The organism is Lentibacillus sp. L22 (assembly GCF_040812445.1).
Classification (GTDB): domain Bacteria; phylum Bacillota; class Bacilli; order Bacillales; family Amphibacillaceae; genus Lentibacillus_C; species Lentibacillus_C daqui.
Genome location: NZ_JBFNXI010000012.1, coordinates 46,155 through 73,098, shown reverse-complemented (window position 1 = coordinate 73,098; position 26,944 = coordinate 46,155). Strand labels below are relative to the sequence as shown.

Annotated in this window: 29 protein-coding genes, 2 tRNA genes and 1 rRNA gene; 31 read left to right on the top strand and 1 reads right to left on the bottom strand. The window is 41.8% G+C overall.

Going from position 1 to position 26,944, the window contains the following annotated elements; genetic code table 11:
* The first annotated feature begins 194 nt into the window (after positions 1-194).
* The 29 genes from rrf (at position 195) to tsaD (ending at position 23,333) form a co-directional block, all read left to right on the top strand.
* Positions 195-310: ribosomal RNA gene (gene rrf / locus ABRT01_RS08180) — 5S ribosomal RNA — on the top strand.
* An 18-nt stretch (positions 311-328) separates the two neighbouring features.
* Positions 329-405: transfer RNA gene (locus ABRT01_RS08175), tRNA-Met, on the top strand.
* Positions 406-465: 60 nt separating this feature from the next.
* Positions 466-542 (top strand) — tRNA-Asp (locus ABRT01_RS08170).
* Positions 543-1,368: 826 nt separating this feature from the next.
* Positions 1,369-2,253, top strand: coding sequence for a 5-oxoprolinase subunit B family protein (locus ABRT01_RS08165; protein ID WP_269411299.1), 885 nt, complete (start codon positions 1,369-1,371; stop codon positions 2,251-2,253).
* Complete coding sequence (locus tag ABRT01_RS08160; protein ID WP_269411300.1) at positions 2,246-3,226, top strand: 5-oxoprolinase subunit C family protein; 981 nt, start codon at positions 2,246-2,248, stop codon at positions 3,224-3,226. The genes ABRT01_RS08165 and ABRT01_RS08160 overlap by 8 nt, the downstream gene beginning before the upstream one ends.
* Positions 3,227-3,246: 20 nt before the next feature.
* A complete protein-coding gene (locus ABRT01_RS08155) occupies positions 3,247-3,489 on the top strand; it encodes an acetyl-CoA carboxylase (protein WP_367746782.1) in 243 nt (80 codons plus the stop codon).
* Positions 3,490-3,514: 25 nt separating this feature from the next.
* Positions 3,515-4,876 (top strand): acetyl-CoA carboxylase biotin carboxylase subunit, encoded by a 1,362-nt coding sequence (locus ABRT01_RS08150; RefSeq protein WP_367746781.1) that lies wholly within the window; start codon positions 3,515-3,517, stop codon positions 4,874-4,876.
* Between the two features lie 110 nt (positions 4,877-4,986).
* Complete coding sequence (locus ABRT01_RS08145; protein ID WP_367746780.1) at positions 4,987-5,184, top strand: 2-hydroxymuconate tautomerase; 198 nt, start codon at positions 4,987-4,989, stop codon at positions 5,182-5,184.
* 87 nt (positions 5,185-5,271) lie between these two features.
* Complete coding sequence (locus ABRT01_RS08140) at positions 5,272-5,469, top strand: tautomerase family protein (protein WP_269411304.1); 198 nt, start codon at positions 5,272-5,274, stop codon at positions 5,467-5,469.
* A gap of 59 nt (positions 5,470-5,528) precedes the next feature.
* A complete protein-coding gene (locus tag ABRT01_RS08135; protein ID WP_367746779.1) occupies positions 5,529-6,299 on the top strand; it encodes a LamB/YcsF family protein in 771 nt (256 codons plus the stop codon).
* 266 nt (positions 6,300-6,565) lie between these two features.
* Complete coding sequence (locus tag ABRT01_RS08130; RefSeq protein ID WP_269411306.1) at positions 6,566-7,375, top strand: PAS domain-containing protein; 810 nt, start codon at positions 6,566-6,568, stop codon at positions 7,373-7,375.
* Between the two features lie 63 nt (positions 7,376-7,438).
* Positions 7,439-8,653, top strand: coding sequence for a sigma-54 interaction domain-containing protein (locus ABRT01_RS08125; RefSeq protein ID WP_367746778.1), 1,215 nt, complete (start codon positions 7,439-7,441; stop codon positions 8,651-8,653).
* A 2-nt stretch (positions 8,654-8,655) separates the two neighbouring features.
* Positions 8,656-9,540, top strand: coding sequence for a 5-oxoprolinase subunit B family protein (locus ABRT01_RS08120; RefSeq protein WP_269411308.1), 885 nt, complete (start codon positions 8,656-8,658; stop codon positions 9,538-9,540).
* Between the two features lie 5 nt (positions 9,541-9,545).
* Entirely contained in the window at positions 9,546-10,514 is a 969-nt protein-coding gene (locus ABRT01_RS08115; RefSeq protein WP_269411309.1) for a 5-oxoprolinase subunit C family protein, read from the top strand.
* Between the two features lie 510 nt (positions 10,515-11,024).
* Positions 11,025-12,509 (top strand): YHS domain-containing protein, encoded by a 1,485-nt coding sequence (locus ABRT01_RS08110; protein ID WP_367746777.1) that lies wholly within the window; start codon positions 11,025-11,027, stop codon positions 12,507-12,509.
* A 115-nt stretch (positions 12,510-12,624) separates the two neighbouring features.
* Positions 12,625-12,873, top strand: coding sequence for a toluene-4-monooxygenase system B family protein (locus ABRT01_RS08105; protein ID WP_367746776.1), 249 nt, complete (start codon positions 12,625-12,627; stop codon positions 12,871-12,873).
* Entirely contained in the window at positions 12,866-13,231 is a 366-nt protein-coding gene (locus tag ABRT01_RS08100; protein ID WP_367746775.1) for a Rieske 2Fe-2S domain-containing protein, read from the top strand. The genes ABRT01_RS08105 and ABRT01_RS08100 overlap by 8 nt, the downstream gene beginning before the upstream one ends.
* A 44-nt stretch (positions 13,232-13,275) precedes the next feature.
* Positions 13,276-13,575: an MmoB/DmpM family protein gene (locus tag ABRT01_RS08095; RefSeq protein WP_269411313.1), complete on the top strand. Its 300-nt coding sequence runs from the start codon at positions 13,276-13,278 to the stop codon at positions 13,573-13,575.
* A gap of 1 nt (position 13,576) precedes the next feature.
* Complete coding sequence (locus ABRT01_RS08090) at positions 13,577-14,602, top strand: aromatic/alkene monooxygenase hydroxylase subunit beta (RefSeq protein ID WP_269411314.1); 1,026 nt, start codon at positions 13,577-13,579, stop codon at positions 14,600-14,602.
* Complete coding sequence (locus tag ABRT01_RS08085; RefSeq protein ID WP_367746774.1) at positions 14,602-15,597, top strand: 2Fe-2S iron-sulfur cluster-binding protein; 996 nt, start codon at positions 14,602-14,604, stop codon at positions 15,595-15,597. The genes ABRT01_RS08090 and ABRT01_RS08085 overlap by 1 nt, the downstream gene beginning before the upstream one ends.
* Complete coding sequence (locus ABRT01_RS08080) at positions 15,590-16,108, top strand: luciferase domain-containing protein (protein ID WP_269411316.1); 519 nt, start codon at positions 15,590-15,592, stop codon at positions 16,106-16,108. Before ABRT01_RS08085 ends, ABRT01_RS08080 begins: the two co-directional genes overlap by 8 nt.
* 103 nt (positions 16,109-16,211) lie before the next feature.
* A complete protein-coding gene (locus tag ABRT01_RS08075; protein ID WP_269411317.1) occupies positions 16,212-16,601 on the top strand; it encodes a 2Fe-2S iron-sulfur cluster binding domain-containing protein in 390 nt (129 codons plus the stop codon).
* Between the two features lie 145 nt (positions 16,602-16,746).
* The gene (locus ABRT01_RS08070) at positions 16,747-17,520 is read left to right on the top strand and encodes an acetoacetate decarboxylase family protein (RefSeq protein ID WP_269411318.1); all 774 of its coding nucleotides are present in this window, start codon (positions 16,747-16,749) and stop codon (positions 17,518-17,520) included.
* Between the two features lie 515 nt (positions 17,521-18,035).
* Positions 18,036-19,361, top strand: a complete 1,326-nt coding sequence (locus ABRT01_RS08065) for a short-chain fatty acid transporter (RefSeq protein ID WP_367746773.1) — start codon at positions 18,036-18,038, stop codon at positions 19,359-19,361.
* A 306-nt stretch (positions 19,362-19,667) separates the two neighbouring features.
* Positions 19,668-20,645, top strand: a complete 978-nt coding sequence (thiL, locus tag ABRT01_RS08060; protein ID WP_269412457.1) for a thiamine-phosphate kinase — start codon at positions 19,668-19,670, stop codon at positions 20,643-20,645.
* Positions 20,642-21,100, top strand: a complete 459-nt coding sequence (tsaE, locus tag ABRT01_RS08055) for a tRNA (adenosine(37)-N6)-threonylcarbamoyltransferase complex ATPase subunit type 1 TsaE (protein WP_269411319.1) — start codon at positions 20,642-20,644, stop codon at positions 21,098-21,100. The genes thiL and tsaE overlap by 4 nt, the downstream gene beginning before the upstream one ends.
* 77 nt (positions 21,101-21,177) lie before the next feature.
* The gene (gene tsaB, locus ABRT01_RS08050; RefSeq protein ID WP_269411320.1) at positions 21,178-21,885 is read left to right on the top strand and encodes a tRNA (adenosine(37)-N6)-threonylcarbamoyltransferase complex dimerization subunit type 1 TsaB; all 708 of its coding nucleotides are present in this window, start codon (positions 21,178-21,180) and stop codon (positions 21,883-21,885) included.
* Positions 21,878-22,336 carry a ribosomal protein S18-alanine N-acetyltransferase gene (rimI, locus tag ABRT01_RS08045; protein ID WP_367746772.1) on the top strand — a complete coding sequence of 153 codons (459 nt, stop codon included), beginning with the start codon at positions 21,878-21,880 and terminating at the stop codon, positions 22,334-22,336. The genes tsaB and rimI overlap by 8 nt, the downstream gene beginning before the upstream one ends.
* Positions 22,323-23,333, top strand: coding sequence for a tRNA (adenosine(37)-N6)-threonylcarbamoyltransferase complex transferase subunit TsaD (gene tsaD, locus ABRT01_RS08040; protein ID WP_367746771.1), 1,011 nt, complete (start codon positions 22,323-22,325; stop codon positions 23,331-23,333). The genes rimI and tsaD overlap by 14 nt, the downstream gene beginning before the upstream one ends.
* A gap of 283 nt (positions 23,334-23,616) precedes the next feature.
* On the opposite strand, the gene ABRT01_RS08035 is transcribed toward tsaD, so the two are convergent.
* The gene (locus ABRT01_RS08035; protein ID WP_367746770.1) at positions 23,617-25,542 is read right to left on the bottom strand and encodes an ABC-F family ATP-binding cassette domain-containing protein; all 1,926 of its coding nucleotides are present in this window, start codon (positions 25,540-25,542) and stop codon (positions 23,617-23,619) included.
* 167 nt (positions 25,543-25,709) lie between these two features.
* On the opposite strand from ABRT01_RS08035, the gene moaC reads away from it, so the two are divergent.
* Positions 25,710-26,219: a cyclic pyranopterin monophosphate synthase MoaC gene (gene moaC / locus ABRT01_RS08030; protein ID WP_367746769.1), complete on the top strand. Its 510-nt coding sequence runs from the start codon at positions 25,710-25,712 to the stop codon at positions 26,217-26,219.
* A complete protein-coding gene (locus ABRT01_RS08025; protein ID WP_367746784.1) occupies positions 26,200-26,832 on the top strand; it encodes a redox-sensing transcriptional repressor Rex in 633 nt (210 codons plus the stop codon). Before moaC ends, ABRT01_RS08025 begins: the two co-directional genes overlap by 20 nt.
* Positions 26,833-26,944 lie beyond the last annotated feature (112 nt).

Below are 26,944 nucleotides of genomic sequence, written 5' to 3'. Positions count from 1 at the left end.
CACGTGGAGCTGACGGATACTAATCGATCGAGGACTTATCTATATTGTTTGATTCGTTGATACCATCTTCTCTTATTTAGTTTTCAGGATATAAAAACATTTGCATTTTTTATCAGAAATGCATATAATATATCTTGTCCTTGTTTTTAACACTTCTGTAAAGAGAAGATAAACAAGGTGATCATATCTAAAGGTCTGGTAGCCATAGCGGAGAGGTCACACCTGTTCCCATGCCGAACACAGCAGTTAAGCTCTCCAGCGCCGATGGTAGTTGGGGCTTTGCCCCTGCAAGAGTAGGACGCCGCCAGGCTTTACATTTTCATTATATCGCGGGGTGGAGCAGTCTGGTAGCTCGTTGGGCTCATAACCCAAAGGTCGTAGGTTCAAATCCTGCCCCCGCAACCAATTCAATAAAAACTGTATACCTGATGTAACTATGCTGAATTATTTATCAGTAAATACATAGGTCTGGTAGTTCAGCTGGTTAGAATGCCTGCCTGTCACGCAGGAGGTCGCGGGTTCGAGTCCCGTCCAGACCGCCATTAACTTAGAGACGTTCAAACACATGATTTCGCTTACGAAGTCATGTGTTTTTTATTGTGTAACCAATATTCCAAGCAGGCACGTTGTCTACAAGGATTCCCCGTTGGACGAAAGCTGTTTCTGCTGCTGCCTCCATCAAGTCTAATGGTTCATCTTCCGTACCCCCGCTTTTTGCGAATGAGGTATTCAACCTGGATTCCCGAAATTTGTAACGAGTATTCGTAATGAAATCCCTTATTTGCAACATTTATAACGCATTTTCTTCATAATACCTCATTACATATTTTGAATTTATAACGTAATCCTGTGTTTTCAGGGATTCTGAAGGCCCCTCGTTATACAATCCGGTAATGTAGGATTCAAAAACGATGTATATCAGCATGTTTAATTCATGAATAGGCAAAAGCTTCCACATGTTCGGGTCTTTCCAGGAAGAATCTGCCGCCAAAATAGGGGTTTTTCAAAATCGAAACCGGTTTTCCATAGTTTGCGGCTCCTTGTAGGCTTTCAATGCCAAACGCTAAATCAGGAAACTCATGTTAAAAACTGGTATGGCAATTAAAAACGTTTTATACTATAATGAAGTTTAAATTAATAGTCATTTCAAAAATGAAACAATATTGAAATTTTGAAATAAAAGACGAGAGCTGTGATTTATCAACATCTATTTTACTTCCATGAAAAAGCTAGGATTAAGAGATTTCATAATTGAAATTACACCACTGTTCCCCAAATTTCGATTGTCAAAATGTAGGGTTTTAAGTTGGCATAAATATTGCATTAAATAAAGTGATTCGAAATATTAAAATTTAATTTGTGAGGTGAATGTATTTGGCGACTCGTTATGAGTATGGTGGTGATGAGTTTTTATTCGTAGAACTAAGCGAGGAAATGAGTCTCGAGGCTAATTTTACAGCGATGGCGATTACTAAAAAGCTAAGTGAGATGGAAATTGAAGGAATTCAAGATATTTGTCCATCCAACGCTTCGTATATGGTGCGTATTGATCCGGATGTGATAAAAGCGGATGATTTAATTCAAGAGCTAAAAAGAATTGAAAAATCCGTTGAAAATCTTGACAATGTGGAAATTCAGTCGCGTTTAGTAGATGTTCCGGTTTTGTTTGAAGACCCTTGGACACATGAAACCGTGATGCGGTTTAGAGAACGTCATCAAGATCCGGAATCTACAGATATCGAGTATGCCGCCAGGATTAATGGTTACGACTCAAAAGAAGATTTCATTGAGGCAATGACCAGTTCTCCCTTTTTAGTGTCGATGATTGGGTTTGTTCCCGGCTTACCATTTTGTTTCCAAATTGTCCCCCGAGAAAAAGCAATTGAGGTTCCTAAATATGTGCGTCCACGTACTTTTACTCCCGAACGCTGTTTTGGGTTTGGTGGAGGTTTTTCGGTGGTTTACCCTGTTGACGGGGCGGGTGGATATCAAATGTTTGGAATTTCCGCTTCTCCAGTGTTTGATGGAGAACAAAAGCTGCCTGATTTTCAGGATTCAATGGTTTTCCCGCGTCAAGGGGATATTTTCAGGTATCGTCGTATTGACAGAGATGAATATGATTCAGTGAGAAATCAAGTGGAAAACGGCACCTTTGAATATCGAAAAAAAGATATGAGCTTCACCCCGGCTGAAGTCTTGAAGGATCCGGAAGCATTTTCTCAAATGGCTTTGAGGAGGTTATACAATGATTAAGGTACTTAAGCCAGGGATAGAGGCTACTGTACAGGATAATGGAAGAATTGGATATTATGAATTAGGTATGCCGCCCTCGGGTGCTATGGATAAGTTTTCTTACTCCGTGGGGAACTGGCTGGTAGGAAATCAAGATGGAGCGGCTTCTTTGGAGGCTACCTATATGGGGCCTGCGTTAGAGTTCCAGGAAGATGCTACCATTGCTTTGACCGGCGGGGAATTGCCTCCCAAGGTTAATGGAAAAAGTGTTTCGATGTGGGAAACATTAAAAGTGAAGTCTGGAGACATTTTATCTTTTGATTTTGTTAAAAATGGGGCGAGAATTTATTTGTCAGTAGCCGGGGGAATTAATGTACCGGAAATAATGGGTTCGCGATCGACATATACCCTCTGTGGCATAGGAGGTTTTGAAGGGCGAAGTTTGAAAGAGGGAGACACGCTTCATATCGGTAATGACCAGCAGGATGATGTAAAAGAAGGCACAAAAGTCTCCTCAGAATTTGTTCCGCAATATACAAAACAGCATGAAATCCGGGTTGTTGTAGGTTTATGCAGTTACAGGTTAACAGAGCATAGTTTACAGAACTTCCTTAAAACTGAATGGACAGTAACACCCGAGGCTAATCGTGTTGGATACCGTTTTAAAGGTGAGAAGGTGGAATTTATCCCGCGTGAGCAGCCCTTTGGTGCCGGAAGTGATCCATCCAATGTCGTGGATCTGGGTTATCCAGTCGGTTCAATTCAAATACCGGGAGGAGTGGAACCCATCGCTTTATTAAATGACGCCGTGACCGGTGGCGGATATGTAACCGTTGCCACCATTACGAGCACAGATTTAAATCGTATCGCTCAAACCAAAACGAATGAAAAGGTAAAATTCGAATCCGTAACGTTAAATCAGGCTTTGGAGGAACGTAATGCCCATAGAAGCAACTTATCAAAAATCAAGGATAGTATTCAGCAACAACAATAAATCTGGAGAGGAAGATTCAAATGGCGGGAAATAAACAAGTTGTATCACCATTACCGGGGGTTTTTTATCGCAAGCCAAGTCCGGAAGAGGAAGAATTCGTTACTGAGGGACAGAAGGTTAAGCCTGGGGACGTTATTGGTATAGTTGAAGTCATGAAAAGCTTCACTGAAATCAAATCGGAAGTTGAGGGAATTGTATCGAAATTCACCGTGGAAAGTGAAGAAGTCATAGATGTGGGACAGATTATTGCCGAAATCGAATGATAATTTAAATGATGGAGGTGTAAAATTGAGTTATTTTAATAAAGTTCTTATAGCAAACCGTGGTGAAATCGCCCGCAGAATTATTGGCACATGCAGGAAATTGGGAATTAAAACAGTTGCAGTATATTCGGATGCGGATGCAAATGCCCCTTTTGTTAAAGAAGCAGATGAGGCGTATTTCATTGGCCCCGCACAGGCGAAAAAGAGTTATCTGGATGTTGAATCAGTCATGGATGCAGCCAAGAAATCGAAAGCTGAGGCGATTCATCCAGGCTATGGATTTCTCTCGGAGAATCCTGATTTTGTAAAGGCATGTGAGGATAATGACATTGTATTTATAGGGCCGGATTATAAAACAATTGATGTGATGGGAAGAAAGATTGAAGCCCGTAAATATATGCGACAGGCTGGCGTACCAATTGTCCCCGGATGGGATGGAAAACTGGAATCAGCCGATGAAGCATTGAGCATTGCAGAGGATCTAGGGTACCCCTTAATGCTGAAGGCAAGTGCCGGTGGTGGTATAGGAATGCATGTGGTCCACGACGAAGATGAATTGAAAAAAGTGTTTTCATCCGCAAAACAAAGAGCTTCCTCTGCATTTGGAGACGACGCTGTGTTCCTGGAACGATATATAGCCAATGCGCGCCATATTGAGGTGCAAGTGTTTGGTGACCATTCGGGTAATGCCATCCATTTATTTGAGCGGGAATGTACGATTCAAAGAAGAAACCAAAAGGTAGTTGAAGAGAGTCCTTCCTCTTTCTTGAATCCGGAATTACGAAAGGAACTTTGTGAGAAAGCGGTCAAGGGTGTAAAGGAAATAGGCTATACGAACGCAGGCACGATGGAGTTTGTTGTTGATGATGATACAGGGGAGTTCTACTTCCTTGAAATGAATACCAGGCTACAAGTCGAGCATCCCGTAACGGAAAAAGTCACCGGACTGGATCTTGTCGAATTACAACTAAAAATAGCTGCGGGTGAAGAATTAGGCATAGATCAAAGCGAAGTTCGACAAAAAGGATATGCGATTGAGACCCGTCTGTATGCCGAAGATCCAAAAACCTATTTCCCATCTCCTGGAACCATCAGCAAGCTGAATCTCCCCAAGGATGAAGGCCGATTTGATTTTGCTGTTGAACAAGGTGATGCTGTAACACCATTTTATGATCCAATGATAGGTAAAATTATTGCATACGGTGAAGACAGGGCTGCAGGAATTAATAGTATGGAAAGGATTCTTGATACTATTGAAGTGGAAGGTATTACAACAAATTTGCAGCTGTTGAAGAATATTGTGAAGGATCGTGACTTTAAGATTGGTAAATATACAACCAATTATCTGGAAGAAAAGCAAGAAGCGGGTGCAGCCTTCTCAAGTTAGGGGCAGGTATGAAGTGCGATAAGCACCTGAAACAACATACGTTATTGTAAATGAAATCAGAATAGATGAAGCGTTGACCTTTATGGATCAAATTAAATGGGGTGATAGACATGCCAATGATAAATGTTGAATTACTTGATGGCCGAACGGATGAGATGAAAGTTAGATTGATTCAGGAAGTTACCGAAGCAATGAGTAAGACGCTTGAAATAGAAAAAGAAGAGATTGACATCATTCTGCATGAGGTAGAAAGGAAACATTGGGCAAAAGGCGGGGTTCTCTGGCCATGGGGCAGGGACTATCGATAATATAAACGATAACCAATAGCATGTTGTTTTGACCGGACAAGTGAACGAAATTAGGCTTAATAGCTGTACTTACGAGGAGGAGCAGAGATGCCTTTTTTACGAATTGAAATGCTCGAAGGTAGAAGTGAGAAGAAAAAGCAATCATTGGCAAGGGAAGTCAGTAAAGCTGTTTCGAGAGCCCTGAAGATTGACCAGGAAGAAGTAAACATCGTCATCAAGGACGTAGGCAGTGAAAATTGGACAAAAGGCGGAACACTATTGACAGACAGGGAGAAATCCCAGTAAAAATTCGACCCTTCCGATCAATTGGATAGTTTATTATTATATGTATTGGAGGAATAAAAGTGTATAAAGTTGATTTGAATTGTGATATGGGGGAAAGTTTCGGATTATACGAATTAGGTAATGATGAAGAAATGATGCAATACATTACTTCAGCAAATATCGCTTGTGGCTTTCACGGGGGAGACCCGCAAGTCATGCGGAAATCGGTGAAACTTGCCAAGGAGCACGATGTAAAAATTGGCGCTCACCCTGGGTTCCCGGATTTAATAGGATTTGGACGCAGGCGTATGGATGCTACGCTTTCGGAGGTTAAGGATTATGTTACCTATCAAATGGGAGCATTACGGGAATTTGCTAAAGTTTACGGGGTTAATCTTCAGCATTGCAAACCTCATGGGGCTTTGTATATGATGGGGCAGGAAAATGAGGATATCGCAACAATTATATTGGAAGCGATTGCAGATGTGGATTCAGATATTATCGTGTTTGCGATGAACCATTCAGCGTTTGTAGAGGCGGAAAAGAAAGTCGGAATCCGTGTAGCAAGGGAGGTATATTCCGATCGTGAGCATACTAAAACTGGATCTATTGTGTTAATAAGGACAGGGGATGTTATTGAGGATTACGAGGAAAAAGCGGATCGCGTCGTACGCATGGTTAAAGAAGGAAAAGTGCTTGCCCATACAGGTGAAGATGTCTCACTCAAGGCGGAGACCATTTGTATTCATGCGGATACCCCAGGCGCCACTACCTTAGCCAAATCTATTGTTCAGGCATTCAAAAAGGAAGATATAGAGATTACGCCTGTTAATAAAGTAATAAACAGGTAAGTATAGTCTAATTCAAAAGGAAAAAACGGTCGCTTTAACGTATATTTAAAGTGGCCGTTTCATTAATCATTCCACTCTTTAAAAGCAGTATGGATACAATAATATGTAATTACTTATGACAACCGGAAAGTTTCTTAGTTTGATATTAACTTGCAAAATCATTAATCAGATGGTTACTATTTTTGTGAGAGCTTACTTGCTCTTTATAGAATTAGTTTTTGGAACATGATGTAGCAGACAAGAAATAATAACAGCGGAGGGATACCATGTTGAATTGGGAGCAAGTATTACGACCGGCTCCACCTATCCTGACGTCCAAGGCAACTGTCCAAGATGTTTTATATTATATCACGGAAAACAATGCTGAACTTGTATTGATTAAAGAAAATGGAGTAGTGGTAGGGTACGTGGATAAAGATTTACTCCTTCAGCAAATTCAACACTATCCTAATCTGCGAAGGACAGTGGAATATCAGTTGGATTTACTACAAGTGCCCTTATACCGTAAAGCAGAAATTTATCATAATATATCGGTATATGTCGGGATAAATGATAGCGGAGAGTTAACAGGGTATAGTACGAAGGAACAAATTCGCCAACTAAGGGATGAAACATCATACTATCATTTGAAGCAACTTAGCATTAGAGCGGGAATCGGCATGGTAACCACAAATGAATCATTGGAAATTACTTTCGCAAACGAAATGGCGGAGAAATGTTTAGGCTTGTCTTCGGATTACTTGATAGGTCGCAATTATGGCACATTAATAGAGATAGGGCATTCTTTGGAGAACGTGCTGGAAGGCAAATCCTTAATGAATGTGAACAGTTATTTTAATAATAAAGATATGATTGGTAATTTCACCTCCCTTGAAACCAATCGATTGATCATGGGATTGATTCACGTATTTTTTCCCAGGGAACAATGGGAAGAGGCTGTTAAAGAACTGGAGTTTGTACGGGATATGTATGAAGATATGCAGGCAATTTATTCATCTTCTCAGGAACAAATTATGGTTGTAGATTCGCAGGGAACGATCCTCCGTTTTATGGGTAAGTTTCTATCGGGTTTTTGAGGGACAGAAAACGTTGATGAACTTATCGGCCACAACATTTTTGAATTGGAGGAAAATCAAAACTTGTTCCAGCCAAACATAGTGGCCGATTGTTTAAAAAAAGAAAAGAAGATTACAATTATGCAGGAAGGTAGAAACGGCAGCCGTGTCTGGTCTGTAGCCAATCCTGTATTTTACGAAGGACAGATAACCAAAATAGTAGTTATCTCACGAGATATTACTGAAGTAAGCATGCTTCAACAGAAATTGAATAAGGTCCAAAAGGAATCTGAGGGGTTTAAGCAACAACTTCATGAATTAAAAAATCATTCGGTGGGGAAAAATAAGCTGATCTATCATTCACAAAAGATGGCACATGTGGTTGAACAGGTAAAAAAGGTTGCAAATGTAGACTCAACTATCGTTATTCTCGGCGGGTCCGGGGTGGGAAAAGAAGTAGTTGCCCAGGCTCTTCATGAGTGGAGTAATCGTAATGTATACCCATATGTGCGTGTGAACTGTGGCGCGATTCCCGAACAGCTGATAGAAAGCGAACTGTTCGGCTACGAAAAGGGTGCTTTTACCGGTGCAGATCCTAAAGGGAAGGCCGGGTATTTTGAGCAGGCCCATCAAGGAACTGTTTTCCTGGATGAAGTTTCGGAATTGCCATTGAATATGCAAGTCAAATTATTAAGGGTTATACAAGAACAAGAAGTAACCCGGATAGGTGGAACCAAAACAAAATCAGTCGATACACGAATTATTGCGGCGACAAATAAAGACTTGTGGAAGCTCGTTCAAGATGGGAGATTTAGAGAAGACCTATATTATCGTTTAAACGTCATTCCTATTCGTATTCCTCCCTTGAGAGAAAGAAAAGAAGATATTGCACCGTTGTCCTCTTATTTTCTAAGTAATTTGAATCAACTTTATAATAAAGATAAATCCTTGTCGGCAGAGGCATTGGAAGTCTTGGAAGGTTATGAATGGCCGGGTAACGTGCGAGAATTGCAAAATGTGATTGAACGTCTGGTAGTAACATCCCATGATGACTTCATTCAAGCGGAAAACACGCTACCAGTTCTCTACCCGGATACCGAAGCTAAAACGAAAACAAAAAAAGCAGCCATAACACTAGATTTTATGCCATTGAAGCAAGCAATAGAAGAAGTGGAAACGAAATTGATTTCATTAGGACTGGAAAAGTACGGTACAGCGGCTAAAGTATCTGAAGTACTGGGTGTAAGTCCCGCGACTATCAGCCGGCGCAGAAAAAAATTATTGGATAAGGGGGACTAAACATGCTTACATTTCCTGAGACCCATTTCCACTTTGGGGGAGATGAGTATATCTTTGCGGAAATATCCAAAGACATGCGGCTGGAGAGCAACTTTAAAGCTATATCCATCACAAGAGAAGTGCGGAACCGTCAAATACCCGGTGTCATCGATGTTTATTCGGCAAATGCATCGTATCTTGTTCATTTTAATCCGGATATCATTTCTGTCAATGATCTACTGGAGATTTTAAGGGAGATCGATATCCAGAAAAGCAGTTCTTCCGAATTGAATATAACCGTACGTATTGTGGATATTCCTATTTGGTATGACGACCCTATTACCCGTGAATATTCCAGGGCTTTTAAAGATCGTCATCCGGATCCATCACTTTCAAATTTTGAATTTGTGATGAAGGTAAATGGATTTAAAGATAAAGAAGCATTTATAGAGGCACATTCATCATTACCGCATGTCATCACTATGATAGGATTCAATCCCGGTGGAGCATATGAATTTCCTTTAGGTAAAGCACAAGACCGAATTATCCAAACTCCCAAATATATCAGTTCCAGAACGGATTCCCCGAGGCAGGCCGTTAGTATGGGTGGGGCTTTTACATTGATATATCCCTTTTCGACGTGGGGCGGGTTTCAATTAATTGGAATGTGCCCTGTACCGATTTATCACAAAAAGGGGATCTTGAAGGATTTTAAAAACTCTATGTTTCTTGCCAGATTGGGAGATTTATGGAAACATAGGCCAATTAATGAATCAGAGTATCAAAAAATCTCTGATGAAGTCGAACAGGGAACATATCAATTCAGGAAAAAGACAGTAAGTTTTTCACCACAAGAATATTTTCAAAAAGGTCGCTCTTATATTAACGAGCTTATGAAAGGGTTTTAATATTGTTGAAAATTATCGAAGCTGGTAGTACAACTGTTCAGGATCTTGGACGCTTTGGCTATTATTATTATGGTATCCCCCCAAGTGGTGCAGCGGATAAATATTCGTTTATGGCTGGAAATATATTGCTCAATAACCCCATTGATTCAGCAGGCATCGAAATCGCGCTTTTTGGGCCTAAAATACTCTTTGCAAAGGAAACAGTCATTTCTATTACGGGAGCGCCAATGACACCATATAGGAATAATAGGAGCATACCTATGTGGGAGAATATCAAAGTGAATGCGGGGGATATTTTACATTTTTCTCCCCCGGAAAAAGGCGCAAAATCATATCTATGTGTCTCAGGGGGGATACAAGTACCAAAAGTATTGGAAAGTCGATCCACCTGTATAAAAAGCGGATTGGGGGGCTTCCGAGGACGAAACCTTAAAGTTGGGGACAAGCTTCCAATCGGGGAACCCTTGCCGGGTGTTTTTGAACGAGTGGGACAATCTCTTCATGATAAATTATTACCTGACTTCAGGGAGTATATTGAACCCCGTGTTATTATGGGGATATCAGTTGGATTGATCAGTGATGAGGGAATTAAATCTTTTCTTGACACAGAGTGGAAAATATCAAATGAGTCCAATCGGGTCGCATACCGCCTTCAAGGAAGTTTCGTTAAATTTAAAACCTTTAGGTCACCCTTTGGAGCAGGAGACAGCTCTTCCAATGTCGTTGATGCCCCATATCCAATAGGGGCAGTTTTGATACCCAATGAGGAAGAAGTAAATGTCATATTGCACGATGGAGCAATTGGGGGAGGTTTTGCTATGATCGGAGCAGTCATTAGTGTTGATTTGGATGAGATTGCCCAATCCAGGCCTATGCAGACAATCCGGTTTTCAGCAGTTACCATGAGTCAAGCATTGGAAGCCCGAAAGAATCGACAAAGAAAGATTAGTGAGTTGAAAGATTTCTGCAAATAAATTTTGGTTAAGAGCCTAAATGTTACTTCACCCGACACCTTTCGAATGTGTCGTTCTGTTTAATCATTCCATTCACCCTTTGGAATGATTTTTCTACTTACTACAGGCATCAAAATCTATAAAGATACGCACATCATATTTCAATATTGATATCACAAAACTCTACTTTACGAATATTACCCAAGTAAACATTGATACGACAGGGGTTTATTTTATTATTCCATTATTGAAATTTATTTTCTGTTCTGAAATAAATAATGTAGAAAGATATGTAATGGGGTAAAATTTTCGCTCCTCAGATAATATTTACTCATTAGTATACCGGGCAAATTACAAATATTCAATTTGATTGGAGCGGAAAATAACATGATCTGAAGCGCTTCATCAACACAAATGATAAGAAGTTACATCGTAAAAATACGTAGGGATGAAAAATTTGGCATGCTTATTGCAATGTTTTATGTAAGATGCTTTTGCAGCATCAAATAAAAAACAGGAGGTAAAAAGCACATGCCCAAACTTGACAGAAGTGAGTACTATGACCTGACCCGGGATATGAACTGGAAGCTCAGCTACGTTACCGAGGAAGAAGCATTCCCGGAAACGCAAGTAGCCAAGTGTAATATTCCGCTGGAAAACTGGTGGGGCTGGGATGAACCGTTTAAATTATCCTATCGCGAATATGTATATAACCAATCGGATAAGGAGGCTTCGACTTACTCCATCAAATCGGCGATAGGGCGTTCAAAACTGTTTGATGACCTGGATAACGGATGGAAAACGACACTGACACTGCATTATGGTGCTGTTGCATTTGGAGAGTGGCTGGCCTCTATTGGGGAAGCACGGATGGCGCGATTCGGATTGGCCGCGTCATGGAGAAACACGGCAACGTTCGGCTGCCTGGACGAACAGCGGCACGGACAGATTCAAGTATATTTCCCCCATGGGTTAATCGATAAGCATCCACAGTTTGATTTCGCCCATAAAGCGTATCACACGGAAAATTGGGCTGCGATTGCTTCAAAAAGTCAGTTCGACGATATGGTTGTGGCTAATGATGCGACCTCAACGGCGCTGCAAATGCCATTTACGTTTGAAACAGGATTTACCAATCTGCAATTTCTTGGAATGGCAACAGATGCGTTAAGTGTAGGTGATGTCGAATTCGGGTCGCTTATATCCAGTATCCAGACCGATGAATCTCGACACGCGCAGATTGGCGAACCTACACTCCGTATCATGATGGAAAACGGTAAAAAAGAAGAAGCACAGAAAATGGTCGATTTAATGTGGTGGCGTTCATGGAGATTGTTTGCCATTTTGACAGGGCTTTCCATGGATTACTATACACCGCTGGAACACCGGACAATGTCCTTTAAAGAGTTTATGGAAGAATGGATAATGAAACAGTTCCTTGACATGTTTACTGACTTTGGCATGAAAAAACCATGGTATTGGGACATCTTCCTGGATGAACTTGAATGGTTCCACCACGGTCAACAACTGGGTGTGTGGTTCTGGAGAAATGCCGTTTGGTGGAACCCTGATGCTGGTGTGTCACCAGAAGAAAGAGAATGGCTGGAGGAGAAATATCCTGGCTGGAACGCCAACCACGGCAAAAAGTGGGACGTAATAACGAAGAATGCACGAGAAGGCAAGACGGAAAAATTAGCACCCCAGACATTGCCTATGATCTGTAATACGTGTCATCTTCCAATCGTCCGACCATCCGATCCGCAAAAGAATCATATTCATCCGTATGTATCGGAAGTAGACGGCAGAAAATATTCCTTCTGTTCGGAGCCGTGTAAATGGATTTTTGACACGCAGCCTGGTCGGTATGACAGCTTTGAGAGCATTGTTGATCGTATGATTGGCGGTCAAATTCAGCCTCCAACGCCTGCGGGGGCCATCTCTTATATGGGTCTTACACAAAAAACGATGGGACAAGATGCAGACAACTTTGCCTGGGCAAAAGGTATAAAAGTTTAAGTGAAACTGGTTTGATTGTCCCTGGATATGTAAATGACGACGTTGCCTTCCGGGGTATGCAGAAAATATTCTGGAAGGTAGCGTAAATATTGCTAATGAATGGAGATGAAGTCGTATGGCAGTGGTTCCGTTAGTGGCTGCTCATAGTGAAGATTTTGTTCAAATATTGGTACAAGTAGAATCAGATAACACAATGTCCGAGGTAGCTGAAGTAGTTGCGTATCACACGGTTGGGACCCGGGTGGAGCCCCAAAATGCGCCATTGAAAGTGATATTCAATGGCGAGGTACAAAGGGATAATATGACGGTTACAGATGTCGGCATGAAACCGATGGACTTTGTCGAGGTGTCGTACCATGGTTAAAACTGACACAATTCAATGGTTTCCGGCGATGACACTGGATGATTTATGGGAGGGGGAAATGGACGACGTAGAAATTGAAGGGCACACTGTATTACTGGCACATTTAGATGGAGGTGATATTGTTGCCTATCAAGGTCTCTGCCCGCATCAGGAAATGTATCTTGCGGATGGAGATTTGGAAAACGGCGTCCTTACTTGCCATGCACATCACTGGCAATTTGCAATAAACGATGGCGGTGGAGTAAATCCGAAAAACTGCCAACTCTATCAATACGAAGTAAAAGTAGAGGGGGAACAAATTTATATCGGGTTCCCCAAAGGAGATACAAACAAGTATAAACGTTGTACCGCTGATTGATGGATTGATCAAAAACATGAAATCGGTAGGAGGTCGCATTGACTTTGGAAAAAAGAAAAAAATTAGTAGGGCCCATAACTAGGGATCCTGATATGGCTGAGGCACTGTTGGATGCGATAGAAAATGATAACCCGGATGCCGAAGTAACTTTTGAGGAAGGCGCTGCATATACCCGGATTCATACACCCGGAACATGCTATTTAACGTATGACAGTTTAAAAGAAGCACTGGGCCGGCCGTTTACTTGGTTTGAAGTTACGAACACCTTCGTTTCGTTCGCTGGACGAATGAAAGAAAACGGCGATGAAGGATTGATCTTCTATTTAGAAAGGGAGGAACAATAAAATGGCGAATAGATCTAAAAGGGGAAGGAAAAGAAAAGCGACATGGAGTTTATGGACAGAACGACGCGTTCCAAGTGAATATGAGGTCGTCAGCCATAAGCTCAACCATACTTTTGGAAACAACCCTGCTCCTTTCCACCTTGATAAAAATGCACCCATGAATCAGTGGTATTTGAAGTACAGGGAAGGCTCGCAGTTTCAGGTAGATGATTGGGAGGCGTTCCGTGACCCGAAACGGTTAACCTATCGTGATTATGTCACATTGCAAAATGAAAAAGAATTATATCTTGGAAATCTGATTGATGACTTTGAGAAAGATGAAGATCATTACACAAAGCTATCGGAAGGCTGGATCAATACGCTCGAATATCTTTATATTCCGTATCGTTTTTCAGGACACATTTTACAAATTGTTGCTTTATATATGGCTCAAATTGCGCCGTCTGCTTACATTTCCAATGTTGGTTATTTCCAGGGTGGCGATGAATTACGTCGTTTACAGCATAATTCATATTTTGCAAAAGTATTGTCACTCGAACTTAACAGGCCAAAACTTGCGGATACAGAGTCGACCCGGACGATTTGGGAAAAAGATCCCCATTGGCAGCCAATGCGTGAACTGTTGGAAAAACTGATGATTGCATATGATTGGGGCGAAAGTTTTGCCGCGTTGAATCTTGTTGTGAAACCATTATACGATGCCCTGTATAATGTACAATTTGCACAATTGGCATACAAAAATGGAGATGAGCTCCTGAACTTGATGCACAATAATTTTAATTTGGATACCGATCGTTTTAAAAATTGGACAAAAGAATTGGTCAAATATTCAGTTGAGCGGAGATCAGAGAATCAGGATCTTCTGAAAAATTGGATCGAAGACTGGAGAGGTCTTGCCTATCGTGCAATAGATGGACTGGCACCTTTGTTTGAACAGGCTCCTCATCAGATGAGTGCTGAGGATGTAACCAAAGCGGTCCGCAAAAGTCACCATGATTTTCTAGTGGACTTGGGGCTTGAACAGTAATGAGAGAGTATGTAGTTACCGTTCAAAACACAGATGTATCGTTTGAAGTACAAGATGGCGAGACGATATTGACTGCTGCAAGAAAACAGGGAGTATGGCCCCAGTTTGAATGCGGATGGGGAAGTTGCGGTACCTGTAAGGCGACACTGGTAGATGGCCAGGTAAAGACTTTATTACCGGACGCGCCCGCTCTTACTAAACGGGATAGCAGGAAAAATCGTATCATTTTGTGTCAAAGTATTCCTGAAAGCGATGTCACTTTAAAAGCCAGGTTATTGGAAGAGCCTGAAGAGCATCTTACAACCGCTGATTATAACGCGGTGGTAACTGATGTTAAGCTTCTGACGGATGAGATAGCATTAATTCGTTTGGGATTAAACCGACCAGCCCCTTATCAACCTGGACAGTATGCAATCCTTAACCTGGGTGGGGGATTGCGCAGATGTTATTCAATGTCAAATTTGCCGGGGGGACATGAACTTGAGTTTATCGTTCGGCGTTACCCAAATGGGCCTGGAAGTCAAACGATGCATACCTTAACCCCCGGCACGGAATTAACGTTGGAATTGCCTTACGGAGCAGCTTTTGTAAGGGAGACGAAACGGCCGAAAATATTTGTAGCTGGTGGTACAGGTATTTCTGCCATTCTATGTATGGTACGTCAAATGTCATTATGGGGTGATTCAATGGAACAAGAATGCATGATGTTCTACGGTGCTCGCACACCGAATGATTTGGTTCTGATGGATGAGATTAATGAGTTGTTTGAATCGATTAAAGGCGGTTCAATTATACCCGTGGTAGATAAGGCTGACGAAGACTGGGATGGAGAAGTAGGTTTTGTTAACAATGTAGTTGGAGACTATATCAATAAACCCTGGGATCAATATGAATTCTATATCGCTGGCCCGCCAGTGATGGTTCAAGCCATGCGAAAGTTGCTTGGAGAAAGGGAAGTGGACGTAACCCGCGTTCACTATGATAGTTTTGGATAATAAAAAGCAAAGAATTACAGTTGATATTCCTCCAATTATACAAGAACTGCCAAAAAGGGAAGGAAAAGCCCCTGAGGTAGAAGTGAAATATCCTTGTCTGCAAAAAGAAGAAATGTCGCCGGAGCATTTGCGGAATGAGCTGTTGGATAGGGCGGCGGGTTTGCCTGGTGTTTCCTTAAAACCGACAGATCTGAATGTACCGGCGTTGGCTCTCAACATGGAGGACACCACAGACGGAACGGAGGAGGCTTTTATCAGGGATAAGGAATTTGCGCTGATCCGGACGGACGGGAGTATCCATATGCCTCTTGAACTTGCATGGGGAGAACATGTACTTAAAAGGGGATGGGCATGCATACATCCTCTTGTAATCTATATGGCGGGGGCACTTCCACCCCAGAACTTCATTGTATATGCACCAAGAGACGAGGAAGAGTTGAATATCGTGTGGCGCATTGTACAATGCTCCTATTATTACGCCACCGGTTGGATTGAACCCGTAGAATTGTAGAGAGGGGTAAGATAATGAAAACAACTTGCAAAATCAATTTTGTGGCAGCGGATATAATTTCATTGTACGGAACAGACGGAACAATGAAAGATTTGATAGAGTTATGAGTGAACATTATCCGGTCCATGTAAACCGCCCTGATTGTGAAGTCGATTTTGAGGCTGATTCCGAGGAGTACCTGCTCTATGAAGTATCAAAAACGGACCTGTACTGGCCACGTGCATGTGAGCAAGGCTGGTGTCTGTCCTGTGCTGCCAAGCTTCAAAAAGGAGAGGTTGACCAAAGTGGAGCCTACCTTTATTATCCGGAGGACTATGAAGCGGGTTTTGTGCTGATGTGCTCAGCTAAACCCCGTTCTCCGTTGGTAATTAACCATGATCCTCATAAAACAAGGCGGGAAATGATACAGCATCGTATCCAAAACGGGCTGCTGACCAGGACTTTTCCGAAACCTGGTTGGCGTAGAGGGCCAGCAAAAGGGAAAAAGAATTAGATAGATTCATTGTCGTGGGGTAGGATGGGTAATATTACCTATATATCGATAGAAGCTGTATCGTGTTTCGACGCAATTGCAGTAACCAAAAATAAATCTACGGTCTGAGTTGGTGACTATACCACTTGCAGAGAGGAGAATTTTAATGAAAAACAATGTACCTTTTACAGGGATGCCCAGGAATAAGTGGGCTATCCCCCCTACCCCCCAATTAATCAGAGATGCCTGGATGCTAATCATGGGATATAAAGCAGATACGAACGCGCTTCGTGAAGTGCTTCCCCCAGGATTGAAGCCGCATCCTAATGGTTTGGTTCAGCTGAACATGTATGAAGTGCCCGATGCAGATCAGACCAGCGGATTTGGCTCTTTTGGCTTGTCATACTTAACAATAGAAATAGCTGATCATGATAGCTTGGCTGCAAATGGGACAATCAGTATTCCTGGACGGTTTTTTGCCCATTATTTCAATAGCTCAAGTTTGATGAGAACCTATGTACGTGAGTCCATGGGAGTACCTGCATTGCCCGGTTCGTTGAAAAGGGAATTCAATGGTAACGAATTAACCTCAACGATGACTGTTGATGGAAGCCCCGTAATTAAGGCTACTGTAGATGTTGGGAATGAAGTGGTGGATAAAATGGGAGGACATTTGAATTATTATGCCCATCGCCAAATCCCTAAACCAGAGGGTGGGAGTGCAGCAATTAGCGAAGTGATTGAGTTTCCTTTGCCTTTTACGGCGGAAACATATGATATCAAGGTAAAGGATATCATATTTAATTTCCCTGAGAGCGATCCGGCATCCCTTTTGAAGCCAATTGAGCCTTTGGAAACACCTTCTGTTATGTATGGTAAATTTTCATTTACGTATTCAATGGGCAGAACAATTATTGACTATCTGGAAGAGGATTATTGATAGGTCATATGGATACAGGTATTTCCTTCACCCCCACTGATAAGTAAAGGATTTTATTTGCTAAGTCCCTAATTAGCTAGAGGTATTGTAAAAAGTACGATGAAAGAAAACTATAAATCCAGTTTTCGGGTTTTCGCAGCATGAAAGCGCCCGTCATCAACATGGTTTTAAATAGTATCAAGGGTGATGGGGACAAAAAAGTATGCATGTGTAAAAAACAGTCAGTTGAATGTTGATGTTGTTTCATTTAGCGGTTTCGCTAACATAGTAGAGACACCTCTTCTGTTTAGGTAGTGATTTTCGCCAAATCAACTATACCAAAAGTAGGGGTGTTTTTTGTACTCAATTGTTAATTGCAAAATATCGTTCCCAGTGGACGCTTATGGATATTAGCTCTACTGCAATTTTCTTGGTGTGAAAGCTAGGTTAAATAGCTTGAAATCAACGAAAGTGAAAATTTTAACTTAACAACTTTTCATGATACGGGAAAAAATCACAAAAGGGGGTTGACAGATATGAAGACAATGACGAACTTCTTTGACCGTTTTGTACAGCGCTATTTGCCTGATGCTTTTTTATTTGCGATCACGCTAACAATTGTCGTGTTTTTGATAGGTATGTTCGTGATGGGAAATACACCGGTTCAAATGATTGACTATTGGGGCAATGGATTCTGGGATTTACTAGAGTTTGCCATGCAGATGTCCCTCATTGTCGTAACTGGTAATGTGCTGGCTAACACACCGGTCGTGAAAAGGTTATTGGAAAAACCGAGCGCATTGGCAAAGTCACCCGCACAGGCGGTTATACTTGTAACAATTACCGCAATCGTTGCTTCTTTGATTAACTATGGATTTGGACTGGTTGGAGGAGCATTGTTTGCTCTCCAGGTCGCCAAACGTGTGCCATCTGCCGATTATCGCCTGCTCATTGCTAGTGCGTACAGCGGCTTTTTGCTTTGGCATGGGGGATTGTCCGGAGCTATTCCATTGTGGGTAGCAACTCCAGGTCACTTTTTGGAAGATACGATTGGGACGATACCAGTTACGGAAACTTTGTTCAGCGGTTCTAATTTGTTCATCATCCTTATATTGCTCATTACGTTACCATTCTTGAACAGGATGTTGCTCAAGACACAAGAGGGAAAAATTCAAAACCAAATTGACTGGAAGGATACCGGTTTTAAAGAGGAATTTGAAGAGCCGGAATTACAGGCCCAGACACCCTCAGAGCGTTTGGAGAACAGTCGGATTGTTTCACTTATTATTGGAATCTTTGGTCTTACATATATTATTTACCACTTTTCGGCAAATGGTTTTGATTTAAACATTGATATTGTCAATTTAATCATGTTGTTTCTGGGAATTCTGTTACACCGAACACCCAGGAGATTTTTAAACAGTGTGAATCATGCGGTCAGGGATGCTGGCGGCATCATCATCCAGTTCCCATTCTATGCGGGTATTATGGGGATGATGGTGGACTCAGGACTGTCAGAGAGCATGTCACTATGGTTCGTCAGTATCTCAAATGAATTTACCTATCCTTTATTTGTTTTCTTAAGTGCTGGTTTGGTAAATTTCTTCGTACCATCTGGCGGGGGGCAATGGGCTGTACAAGGACCCATGTTGGTTTCGGCTAGTATTGATATTGGCGTCGATCCAACCAAAACAGCGATGGCAGTGGCTTGGGGATCTGCGTGGACAAATATGATTCAGCCATTCTGGGCACTTCCGCTTCTTTCTGTTGCGGGTTTGAAAGTGAAAGATATCATGGGTTTTTGTTTCATTATCCTGGTTTATAGTTTCTTCCCAATCGCCATCGGGCTGTTGTTTTTCTGAAGATGACGAAGGATAGATAATATGATGCTGAATACAAGGGGGATTTTCAAATGATAAACTAATTAGCTACGGAAAAAACACGGAAAGCGTAGTGTTTTTCCGTAGCGATCGCCTATAAATTACATCTAATCTGTCAACTATAGATTTTGGTTAAGAGCCGTTTTTATCATTCACTTTTTCTGATTAAGTTCCCCATAAATTGTTACAGAATGCCCTGTTCATCGTGCCCCTCACCGAATGAAGTTTCACTTTATAATTCTTTTTGCTATGATGGAGATAATTCATTAGTAAAGATTGGTGATGAAGATGGATGAGTTTGCTTTTATTAATACCATTAAACAAGCTTCCTACAAACAAGCATCCTTAATAAAGGGAGTGGGGGACGATGCCGCTGTATTCAGACAAACCAGTCAGGACATCGTTACAGCGGTTGATACGTTTGTAGAAAATATACATTTCTCGTGTAAAACAATGGACCCTTTTCATATTGGTTACCGGGCACTCGCAGCGAATGTTAGTGATCTGGCTGCCATGGGCGCACAGCCAGCTTTTTATCTTGTATCGATTGTTATTCCATCACATTGGAAGCCTCAAGTGATTCAACAAGTCGTGACAGGTATGCAAGCACTGGCTGGAACCTATCGAATGGATTTGATTGGCGGAGATACGGTTGCCGGTAAAGAATTATCCCTCTCAATTACAGTTATTGGCTATGTTCCCAGAGGCAAGTCGCGTTATCGTCATGCTGCAAAGGCCGATGATGTAGTGTTTGCTACAGGGACACTTGGGGACTCTCGTGCAGGGTTGCACATACTAACAAATCCAGGTAACTATAATGATCATGAATTTTATGTGAAGCGACATCAAATGCCTTCACCACGGGTTGCTTTTGCCTGGAATTTGGAAGGACTTTCCCGATTGGCATTGAACGATATTAGTGATGGGATAGCTAATGAGGCTGCGGAAATTGCTGAAGCATCAGAGGTAACCATTGTATTGGATTTTGCCAAATTACCTGTGAGCGATGCATTCCATCAATTTACGGCGGAACAGCAGCGAACATGGCAATTATTCGGCGGAGAGGATTTTGAACTGCTTGGTACTGTTCCGAAAAGTGATTGGTCAAAGGTTGTTCAAGCTGCACAGGAAACAGGAGTCAAAGTAACAAAAATTGGCTATGTGACAGAGAGAGATCATGATGCGGTTTATTTACAGGATCATGGACATCAGGTACCATTAAAAAAACAAGGCTATACACATTTGAAGCAGGTGAAACGCAGATGAGTAATCATACAATAGAAACCCGTTCGGAAAGTGAAACCGTGACATTGGCACAACAACTCGCTAAACTATTAATGCCAGGTGATGTCATTACATTGGAAGGTGACTTGGGTGCCGGGAAAACTGCCTTTACAAAAGGGATTGCTAAAGGACTTGGCGTGAAACGTACCGTAAACAGCCCAACGTTTACGATTATCAAGGAATATCAGGGGGTACTTCCACTGTATCATATGGATGTTTATCGGTTGGAGGATTCAGATGAGGATATAGGTTTCTCCGAGTATTTTAATGGTGAGGGTATTTCCATTGTTGAATGGGCACAATTTATTAAAGAATTTTTACCGCCTGAACGGCTGGATATAAGCCTGACATATTTAGATGAACATTCGCGTTTATTGGCGTTTTCTCCATACGGTGCTCATTTTGAAAAAGTTGTTGCTGAAATCATTGGTTCATAAAGCGGTTGTTCAATGCGGAAACGCTGCAATCATCACTTTGCACACACTTATAATCTATGTTTTGAGGAGTTACAGGAATGAATTTACTTGCGATAGATACATCCAATCAAGTACTCGGTATCGCATTACATAAAGATGGCGTTTTGATTGGTGAATTAGTAACAAATATAAAAAAGAATCATTCAGTTCGGTTAATGCCAGCGATTGACCAATTGATGCGGGATACGGGTGTGCCCCCTGATATGTTGGATAAAATCGTTGTTGCCAAAGGACCAGGATCGTTTACTGGTGTACGGATTGGTCTTGCTACAGCAAAGGCGATGGCATGGGCTTTAGATATTCCCATCAGCGGTGTTTCAAGCTTGCAGGTGTTAGCTCATCAAGGAAGTTTAACTGATTTATTGATATGTCCATTTTTTGATGCACGACGAGGAAATGTTTATACAGGTCTATATCAATGGCGCAATGGTCAACCGGTATTGGTTAAACAGGAGCAAAATGTGGCAATGTTTGACTGGTTGCAGCAATTGGCAGCCGACGAACAAAAGGTACTATTTTTGAGTCCGGATATATCGGCCTATCAGGAAATAATCAATCAGGAGATGAGGTCGTTAGCCGTAATTCCGGAGGGTTCCTGTCATTTGGCAAATCCGTCACACTTGGCTTTGGCAGGACTGAACAAAGCCCCTGACAACACGCACACCTTAACACCACAGTATCTGCGTTTGGCTGAAGCTGAAGCAAAATGGTTAGAGGCACAAAAAGGACAGAAATCGAATGGCTAATTTGGTGATTCGTCCCATGAAAGTTACAGACATTGATCAGGTGATGGAAGTGGAAACAGCAACATTTGCAACACCATGGACGGTGGATATTTTTCAACAAGAAATGGTGGATAATCAGTTTGCTCATTATTTTGTTGTCGTAATAGATGATAAAATTGTCGGTTATGCTGGTCTGTGGGGGATTGCAGATGATGCGCAAATAACGAATATTGCTATCTTGCCTGGTTATCGGGGAAACAAGCTTGGCGAGAAATTATTTCAGTATGTGATGATGCAGGCTGTTCGTTTGGGTGGCCAACGCTTGTCCCTGGAGGTTCGGACATCAAACTTGGTTGCTCAACATCTATACCGGAAATTTGGGCTTGTGCCGGGTGGTATACGGAAAAATTATTATGTGGATAACCAGGAAGATGCAATAGTAATGTGGGTGAATTTAAATGGAAAAAGATAAATATATACTAGCGATTGAGACTAGCTGTGATGAGACAGCTGTGGCTATTATTAAAAATGGCCGGGAGATTATTGCCAATGTGGTTGCTTCACAAATTGAGAGCCATAAACGGTTTGGTGGCGTTGTGCCGGAAATAGCATCAAGACATCATGTAGAGCAAATGACGGTCGTGCTGGAAGAGGCCTTTTCAGAGAGCCTGTTGACATGGGATGATATTGATGCGATTGCAGTTACGGAGGGACCGGGCTTAGTTGGTGCGTTGTTGATAGGGGTGAGTACGGCAAAAGCACTAGCATTTGCCAAGCATAAGCCACTCGTTGGCGTACATCATATTGCTGGACATATTTATGCAAATCGGTTCGAACGTGAATTTGCATTTCCTTTGTTGGCTTTAGTTGTTTCCGGTGGGCATACGGAACTGATTTTGATGCGTGAGCACGGAAACTTTGCAGTCATTGGAGAAACCCGGGATGATGCAGCCGGCGAGGCCTATGATAAAGTTGCCCGAATGCTGGAGTTACCTTATCCCGGTGGTCCGCAAATTGACCGGCTTGCAAGTACAGGCAAAGAAACGATTGCCTTTCCGCGTGCATGGCTGGAGGAAGGAAGTTATGATTTTAGCTTCAGTGGATTAAAATCATCAGTTATCAACACGATTCACAATGCCAAACAGCGTGGAGAGACATTAAGAAAAGAAGATATTGCAGCCAGTTTTCAGGCAAGTGTTGTTGAGGTATTGACGGAAAAAACCTATAAAGCGGCAATGGAATATGGGGTAAAACAGGTGATTGTTGCCGGCGGGGTCGCGGCGAATCAAGGTCTCCGCACCGCACTTGATCAGCGGTTTGCTGATACCGGTATCCCATTATTAATACCACCATTGAAACTATGCACCGATAATGCAGCGATGATCGGTGCTGCCGGAACAATTTTTTACGAGCAAGGCAAACGTGCAGGCTGGGATATGAATGCCCATCCAGGCCTGTTATTAACTTAATAACAGGCTATCAACAGAGGTGTGGATATCTAAATCGATGTCCTTTATATTCCCTCATGAATATGTGGACAATAATTGTGGGTAAGTCACGAAAAATCTGTTGATAATGTGCATAACTCTAAACAAGACAGTATTCATCTTTTTTAAGCTGTGGATAACTGCGGAATAGACGCACACAGTTCTCAACTTAAGATAAACATACTAAGATTAGTGGGTAAAGTCACCCGTCGATGACCTTACCCACTAATCTTAGTATGTTTTTTCAAGCTGAGAAAGTTCCTCTTTATTGTAATTCCGTCCATTCTTCCATTAGTTGTTCGATTTCTCCACGTAGTTTATCCGTTTTTGTAGTTAGTTCCAATGCCTTTTCATGATCTTGATAAATTTTTGGTTCCGCCATTTTATGTTCTAAATGGCTTAGTTCTGTTTCTAATTGTTCAATGGTTGTCTCAAGCTCCGCAATTTTACGTTCCTTCTTTCGCTGTTCACTTTGCCGCTTCTTTTCTTCCTGGAAGGTGGAGGCCGATTTGTTTTTTGGCTCGCGTTCAGGTACGATTTTGTTCGCTTGTTTTATTTGCTCCCGTTCCGCTTCTTCTTGCTTCTTCTCCAGATAGTAGTCATAGTCACCTAAATAGACGGTAACCCCATCATGTTGCATCTCGACGACTTGATCGGTAATTTTATTGATAAAATATCGATCGTGGGATACGAAGATAATGGTTCCCGGAAAATCCATTAATGCTGCCTCCAGTACCTCCTTACTATCAATATCCAAGTGGTTTGTCGGTTCATCAAGGATAAGTAAGTTGGCTTTTTGCATCATCAGTTTGGCTAATGACAGACGGGCTTTTTCGCCGCCGCTTAAGGAATGTACCTGTTTTAAAACATCATCCCCGGAGAATAAAAAGTTGCCCAAAACGGTTCGAATATCTCGTTCATTGATGGTTGGATAGTCATCCCATAATTCCTGCAAGATGGTTTTTGTCGGGGTTAAGGTCATTTGTTCCTGGTCATAATAGCCAATTTGTACACCGGTACCAAGCTGGATCGTTCCATGATTTGGTTTTAAGGTTCCAAGTATTATTTTAAGCAGGGTCGTTTTCCCCACGCCATTGGGTCCAACCAGTGCAACCCGATCCCCGCGGTTGACATGCAAATTGACGTGGGAAAACAGCTCTTTTTTATCATCGTCATAGCGAAAGGAAACATCATTTAATTTTAGTACATCATTTCCGCTTCTGCGGGCAATCTCAAATGTGAAATTTGCTGATGATTCCTCCCCGGCAGGTTTATCCAGTTTCTCCATTTTTTCCAATTGTTTTCGTCTGGATTGAGCGCGCTTCGTTGTCGATGCCCGGACAATATTTTTTTGAATAAAGGTTTCCATTCGTTTGATTTCTGTTTGCTGTTTTTCATATTCTTTCATTTCCTGTTCAAATTGCTGGGCCTTTTGTTCTAAAAATTTACTATAGGTTCCATGATATTTTTTTGTATGATGGTAAGAGATCTCATAAACAATCGTCACGGTTTTGTCCAAAAAGTAGCGGTCATGGGAAACAATAGTAACCGCTCCGGGATAACCGGCTAAATAATTTTCCAGCCATGCAAGTGTATCAATATCAAGATGGTTGGTTGGTTCGTCAAGGATAAGCAGATCTGGTTTCATCAACAGCAGTTTACCCAGGGCAAGCCGGGTTTTCTGGCCGCCACTCAATGCATTGATCGGGGTGCTGTCATCATAGTCCTGAAAATTTAACCCCGTCAGTACAGATTTTATCTCTGCCTCGTAACGATATCCGCCACCTGCTGTAAAGGCTTGTTGTGCCCGGTCATAGTCATGTAATAGCTGTTGATAATCCTCTTGGGAAAGCGAATCTGTATCTGCCATTTGTTGTTCCATGATTCGCAAGCGTTTTTCTTGTTTCATTAAGTCTTGAAAAACCGTCAGCATTTCTTCCCAGATAGTTTTATCGGATTCAAGTCCTGTATGCTGGCACAAATAGCCAATGGAAAGATCTTTTGGTTTGTGTATTTCCCCTTCATCATGGGAAAGTTCCCCGGCCATTATTTTCAGCAAGGTAGATTTTCCTGCTCCGTTTCTCCCGACAATAGCAATTCGGTCTTTATCTTTTATTTCCAATTTTATATTCGATAATATTTGTTCCGCGCCAAAGGATTTGGAAATACCATTTAGTTGCATGATAATCATAAATCGTTCACCTCATCCACATTAGTGTATCGTATTCTTGGAAGGTTAGAAAGTATAAGGTAGATCATTTCGACTGCGGTTTTTGAATGTGAAATAAATCACGACTTCTGTTCCTGTTTCTGTTAAACTATAAGAAGTACGGTTGAAAGCGAAATGGAGTTGAAAAAATGGCGGATTTCACACACTTTAATCAACAGGGACGAGCCCATATGGTGGATATAAGTGAAAAGGCTGAGACAGAACGAACGGCCATTGCTGCGTCCAGTGTTAAAGTCTCAGAAGAAATTTATCAAAAAATCAACGATTATCAAATAGAAAAAGGCGACGTACTAGCGGTCGCTCAAGTAGCCGGTATTATGGCGGCAAAGAAAACATCTGACTGGATTCCCATGTGTCATCCATTGTCATTGAAAGGGATCGATATTTCATTTGATTGGCATGTCAAAGATGACGTGTTTGAATTGAAAATAGAAGCGTTTGTCAAAACAAAAGGCAGTACAGGAGTGGAAATGGAGGCATTAACTGCTGCTACTGCGACAGCATTAACCGTCTATGATATGTGTAAGGCGATTGATAAGGGCATGATCATTGGAGAAACACGCTTATTAGCGAAGAAAGGCGGAAAATCCGGTGACTATCATCGCGAACAAGGGGAGGATAACGGTGGAGCAAAATAAGATTCCGCAAGCAACAGCAAAAAGATTACCTCTATATTATCGGTTTTTAAACAATCTGCACATTCAGGGGAAAATGCGCGTCTCCTCCAAGGAATTAAGTGATGCAGTTAAAGTGGACTCAGCCACCATTCGTCGTGATTTTAGTTACTTTGGTGCTTTGGGAAAAAAAGGTTATGGCTATAATGTAGAATATTTGCTTGGCTTTTTCCGGAAAACGCTGGATCAGGATGAAACAACCGAGGTTGCCCTCATTGGGGTCGGAAATCTTGGTACGGCTTTTTTGCACTATAATTTTATGAAAAACAACAACACCAAAATCGTAATGGCGTTTGATACCAATAAAGAAAAAGTGGGAACCGATATTGGCGGGATACCTGTCTATCATATTAGCGATCTGGAAGAAAAGCTCGGCGACGTACAAGTGGCTATCCTGACTGTACCGGCAAGTGAAGCGGATGGAATTACAGAAAGGCTTGTCAACCAGGGAATCGCTGGCATTCTGAATTTTACCCCAGCCAGAATAACAGTCCCCGACAATGTCCGTGTCCATCATATTGATTTAGCTGTAGAACTGCAAGCACTCGTCTATTTCTTAAAACATTATCCATTGTAGGGACAGAGGGCCGGTTTCGGGTCGGTTCTCCTGCCTCACCTTTAGGGACAGGATCCTTGTCCCACCATTTTTTTCTTGTAAAAAATTGCCGGGACAGAAGAACCGTCCCTTT

Coding starts and splice junctions, on each gene's coding strand:
- ABRT01_RS08145 (WP_367746780.1), top strand. CDS start 4,987: ATGCCAATGATAAATGTTGAATTACTTGATGGCCGAACGGATGAGATG.
- moaC (WP_367746769.1), top strand. CDS start 25,710: ATGGCGGATTTCACACACTTTAATCAACAGGGACGAGCCCATATGGTG.
- ABRT01_RS08155 (WP_367746782.1), top strand. CDS start 3,247: ATGGCGGGAAATAAACAAGTTGTATCACCATTACCGGGGGTTTTTTAT.
- ABRT01_RS08065 (WP_367746773.1), top strand. CDS start 18,036: ATGAAGACAATGACGAACTTCTTTGACCGTTTTGTACAGCGCTATTTG.
- ABRT01_RS08105 (WP_367746776.1), top strand. CDS start 12,625: ATGGCAGTGGTTCCGTTAGTGGCTGCTCATAGTGAAGATTTTGTTCAA.
- ABRT01_RS08075 (WP_269411317.1), top strand. CDS start 16,212: ATGAGTGAACATTATCCGGTCCATGTAAACCGCCCTGATTGTGAAGTC.
- ABRT01_RS08070 (WP_269411318.1), top strand. CDS start 16,747: ATGAAAAACAATGTACCTTTTACAGGGATGCCCAGGAATAAGTGGGCT.
- ABRT01_RS08035 (WP_367746770.1), bottom strand. CDS start 25,542: ATGATTATCATGCAACTAAATGGTATTTCCAAATCCTTTGGCGCGGAA.
- ABRT01_RS08165 (WP_269411299.1), top strand. CDS start 1,369: ATGTATTTGGCGACTCGTTATGAGTATGGTGGTGATGAGTTTTTATTC.
- ABRT01_RS08085 (WP_367746774.1), top strand. CDS start 14,602: ATGAGAGAGTATGTAGTTACCGTTCAAAACACAGATGTATCGTTTGAA.
- thiL (WP_269412457.1), top strand. CDS start 19,668: ATGGATGAGTTTGCTTTTATTAATACCATTAAACAAGCTTCCTACAAA.
- ABRT01_RS08160 (WP_269411300.1), top strand. CDS start 2,246: ATGATTAAGGTACTTAAGCCAGGGATAGAGGCTACTGTACAGGATAAT.
- ABRT01_RS08140 (WP_269411304.1), top strand. CDS start 5,272: ATGCCTTTTTTACGAATTGAAATGCTCGAAGGTAGAAGTGAGAAGAAA.
- rimI (WP_367746772.1), top strand. CDS start 21,878: ATGGCTAATTTGGTGATTCGTCCCATGAAAGTTACAGACATTGATCAG.
- ABRT01_RS08110 (WP_367746777.1), top strand. CDS start 11,025: ATGCCCAAACTTGACAGAAGTGAGTACTATGACCTGACCCGGGATATG.
- ABRT01_RS08100 (WP_367746775.1), top strand. CDS start 12,866: ATGGTTAAAACTGACACAATTCAATGGTTTCCGGCGATGACACTGGAT.
- ABRT01_RS08090 (WP_269411314.1), top strand. CDS start 13,577: ATGGCGAATAGATCTAAAAGGGGAAGGAAAAGAAAAGCGACATGGAGT.
- tsaE (WP_269411319.1), top strand. CDS start 20,642: ATGAGTAATCATACAATAGAAACCCGTTCGGAAAGTGAAACCGTGACA.
- ABRT01_RS08130 (WP_269411306.1), top strand. CDS start 6,566: ATGTTGAATTGGGAGCAAGTATTACGACCGGCTCCACCTATCCTGACG.
- tsaD (WP_367746771.1), top strand. CDS start 22,323: ATGGAAAAAGATAAATATATACTAGCGATTGAGACTAGCTGTGATGAG.
- ABRT01_RS08120 (WP_269411308.1), top strand. CDS start 8,656: ATGCTTACATTTCCTGAGACCCATTTCCACTTTGGGGGAGATGAGTAT.
- tsaB (WP_269411320.1), top strand. CDS start 21,178: ATGAATTTACTTGCGATAGATACATCCAATCAAGTACTCGGTATCGCA.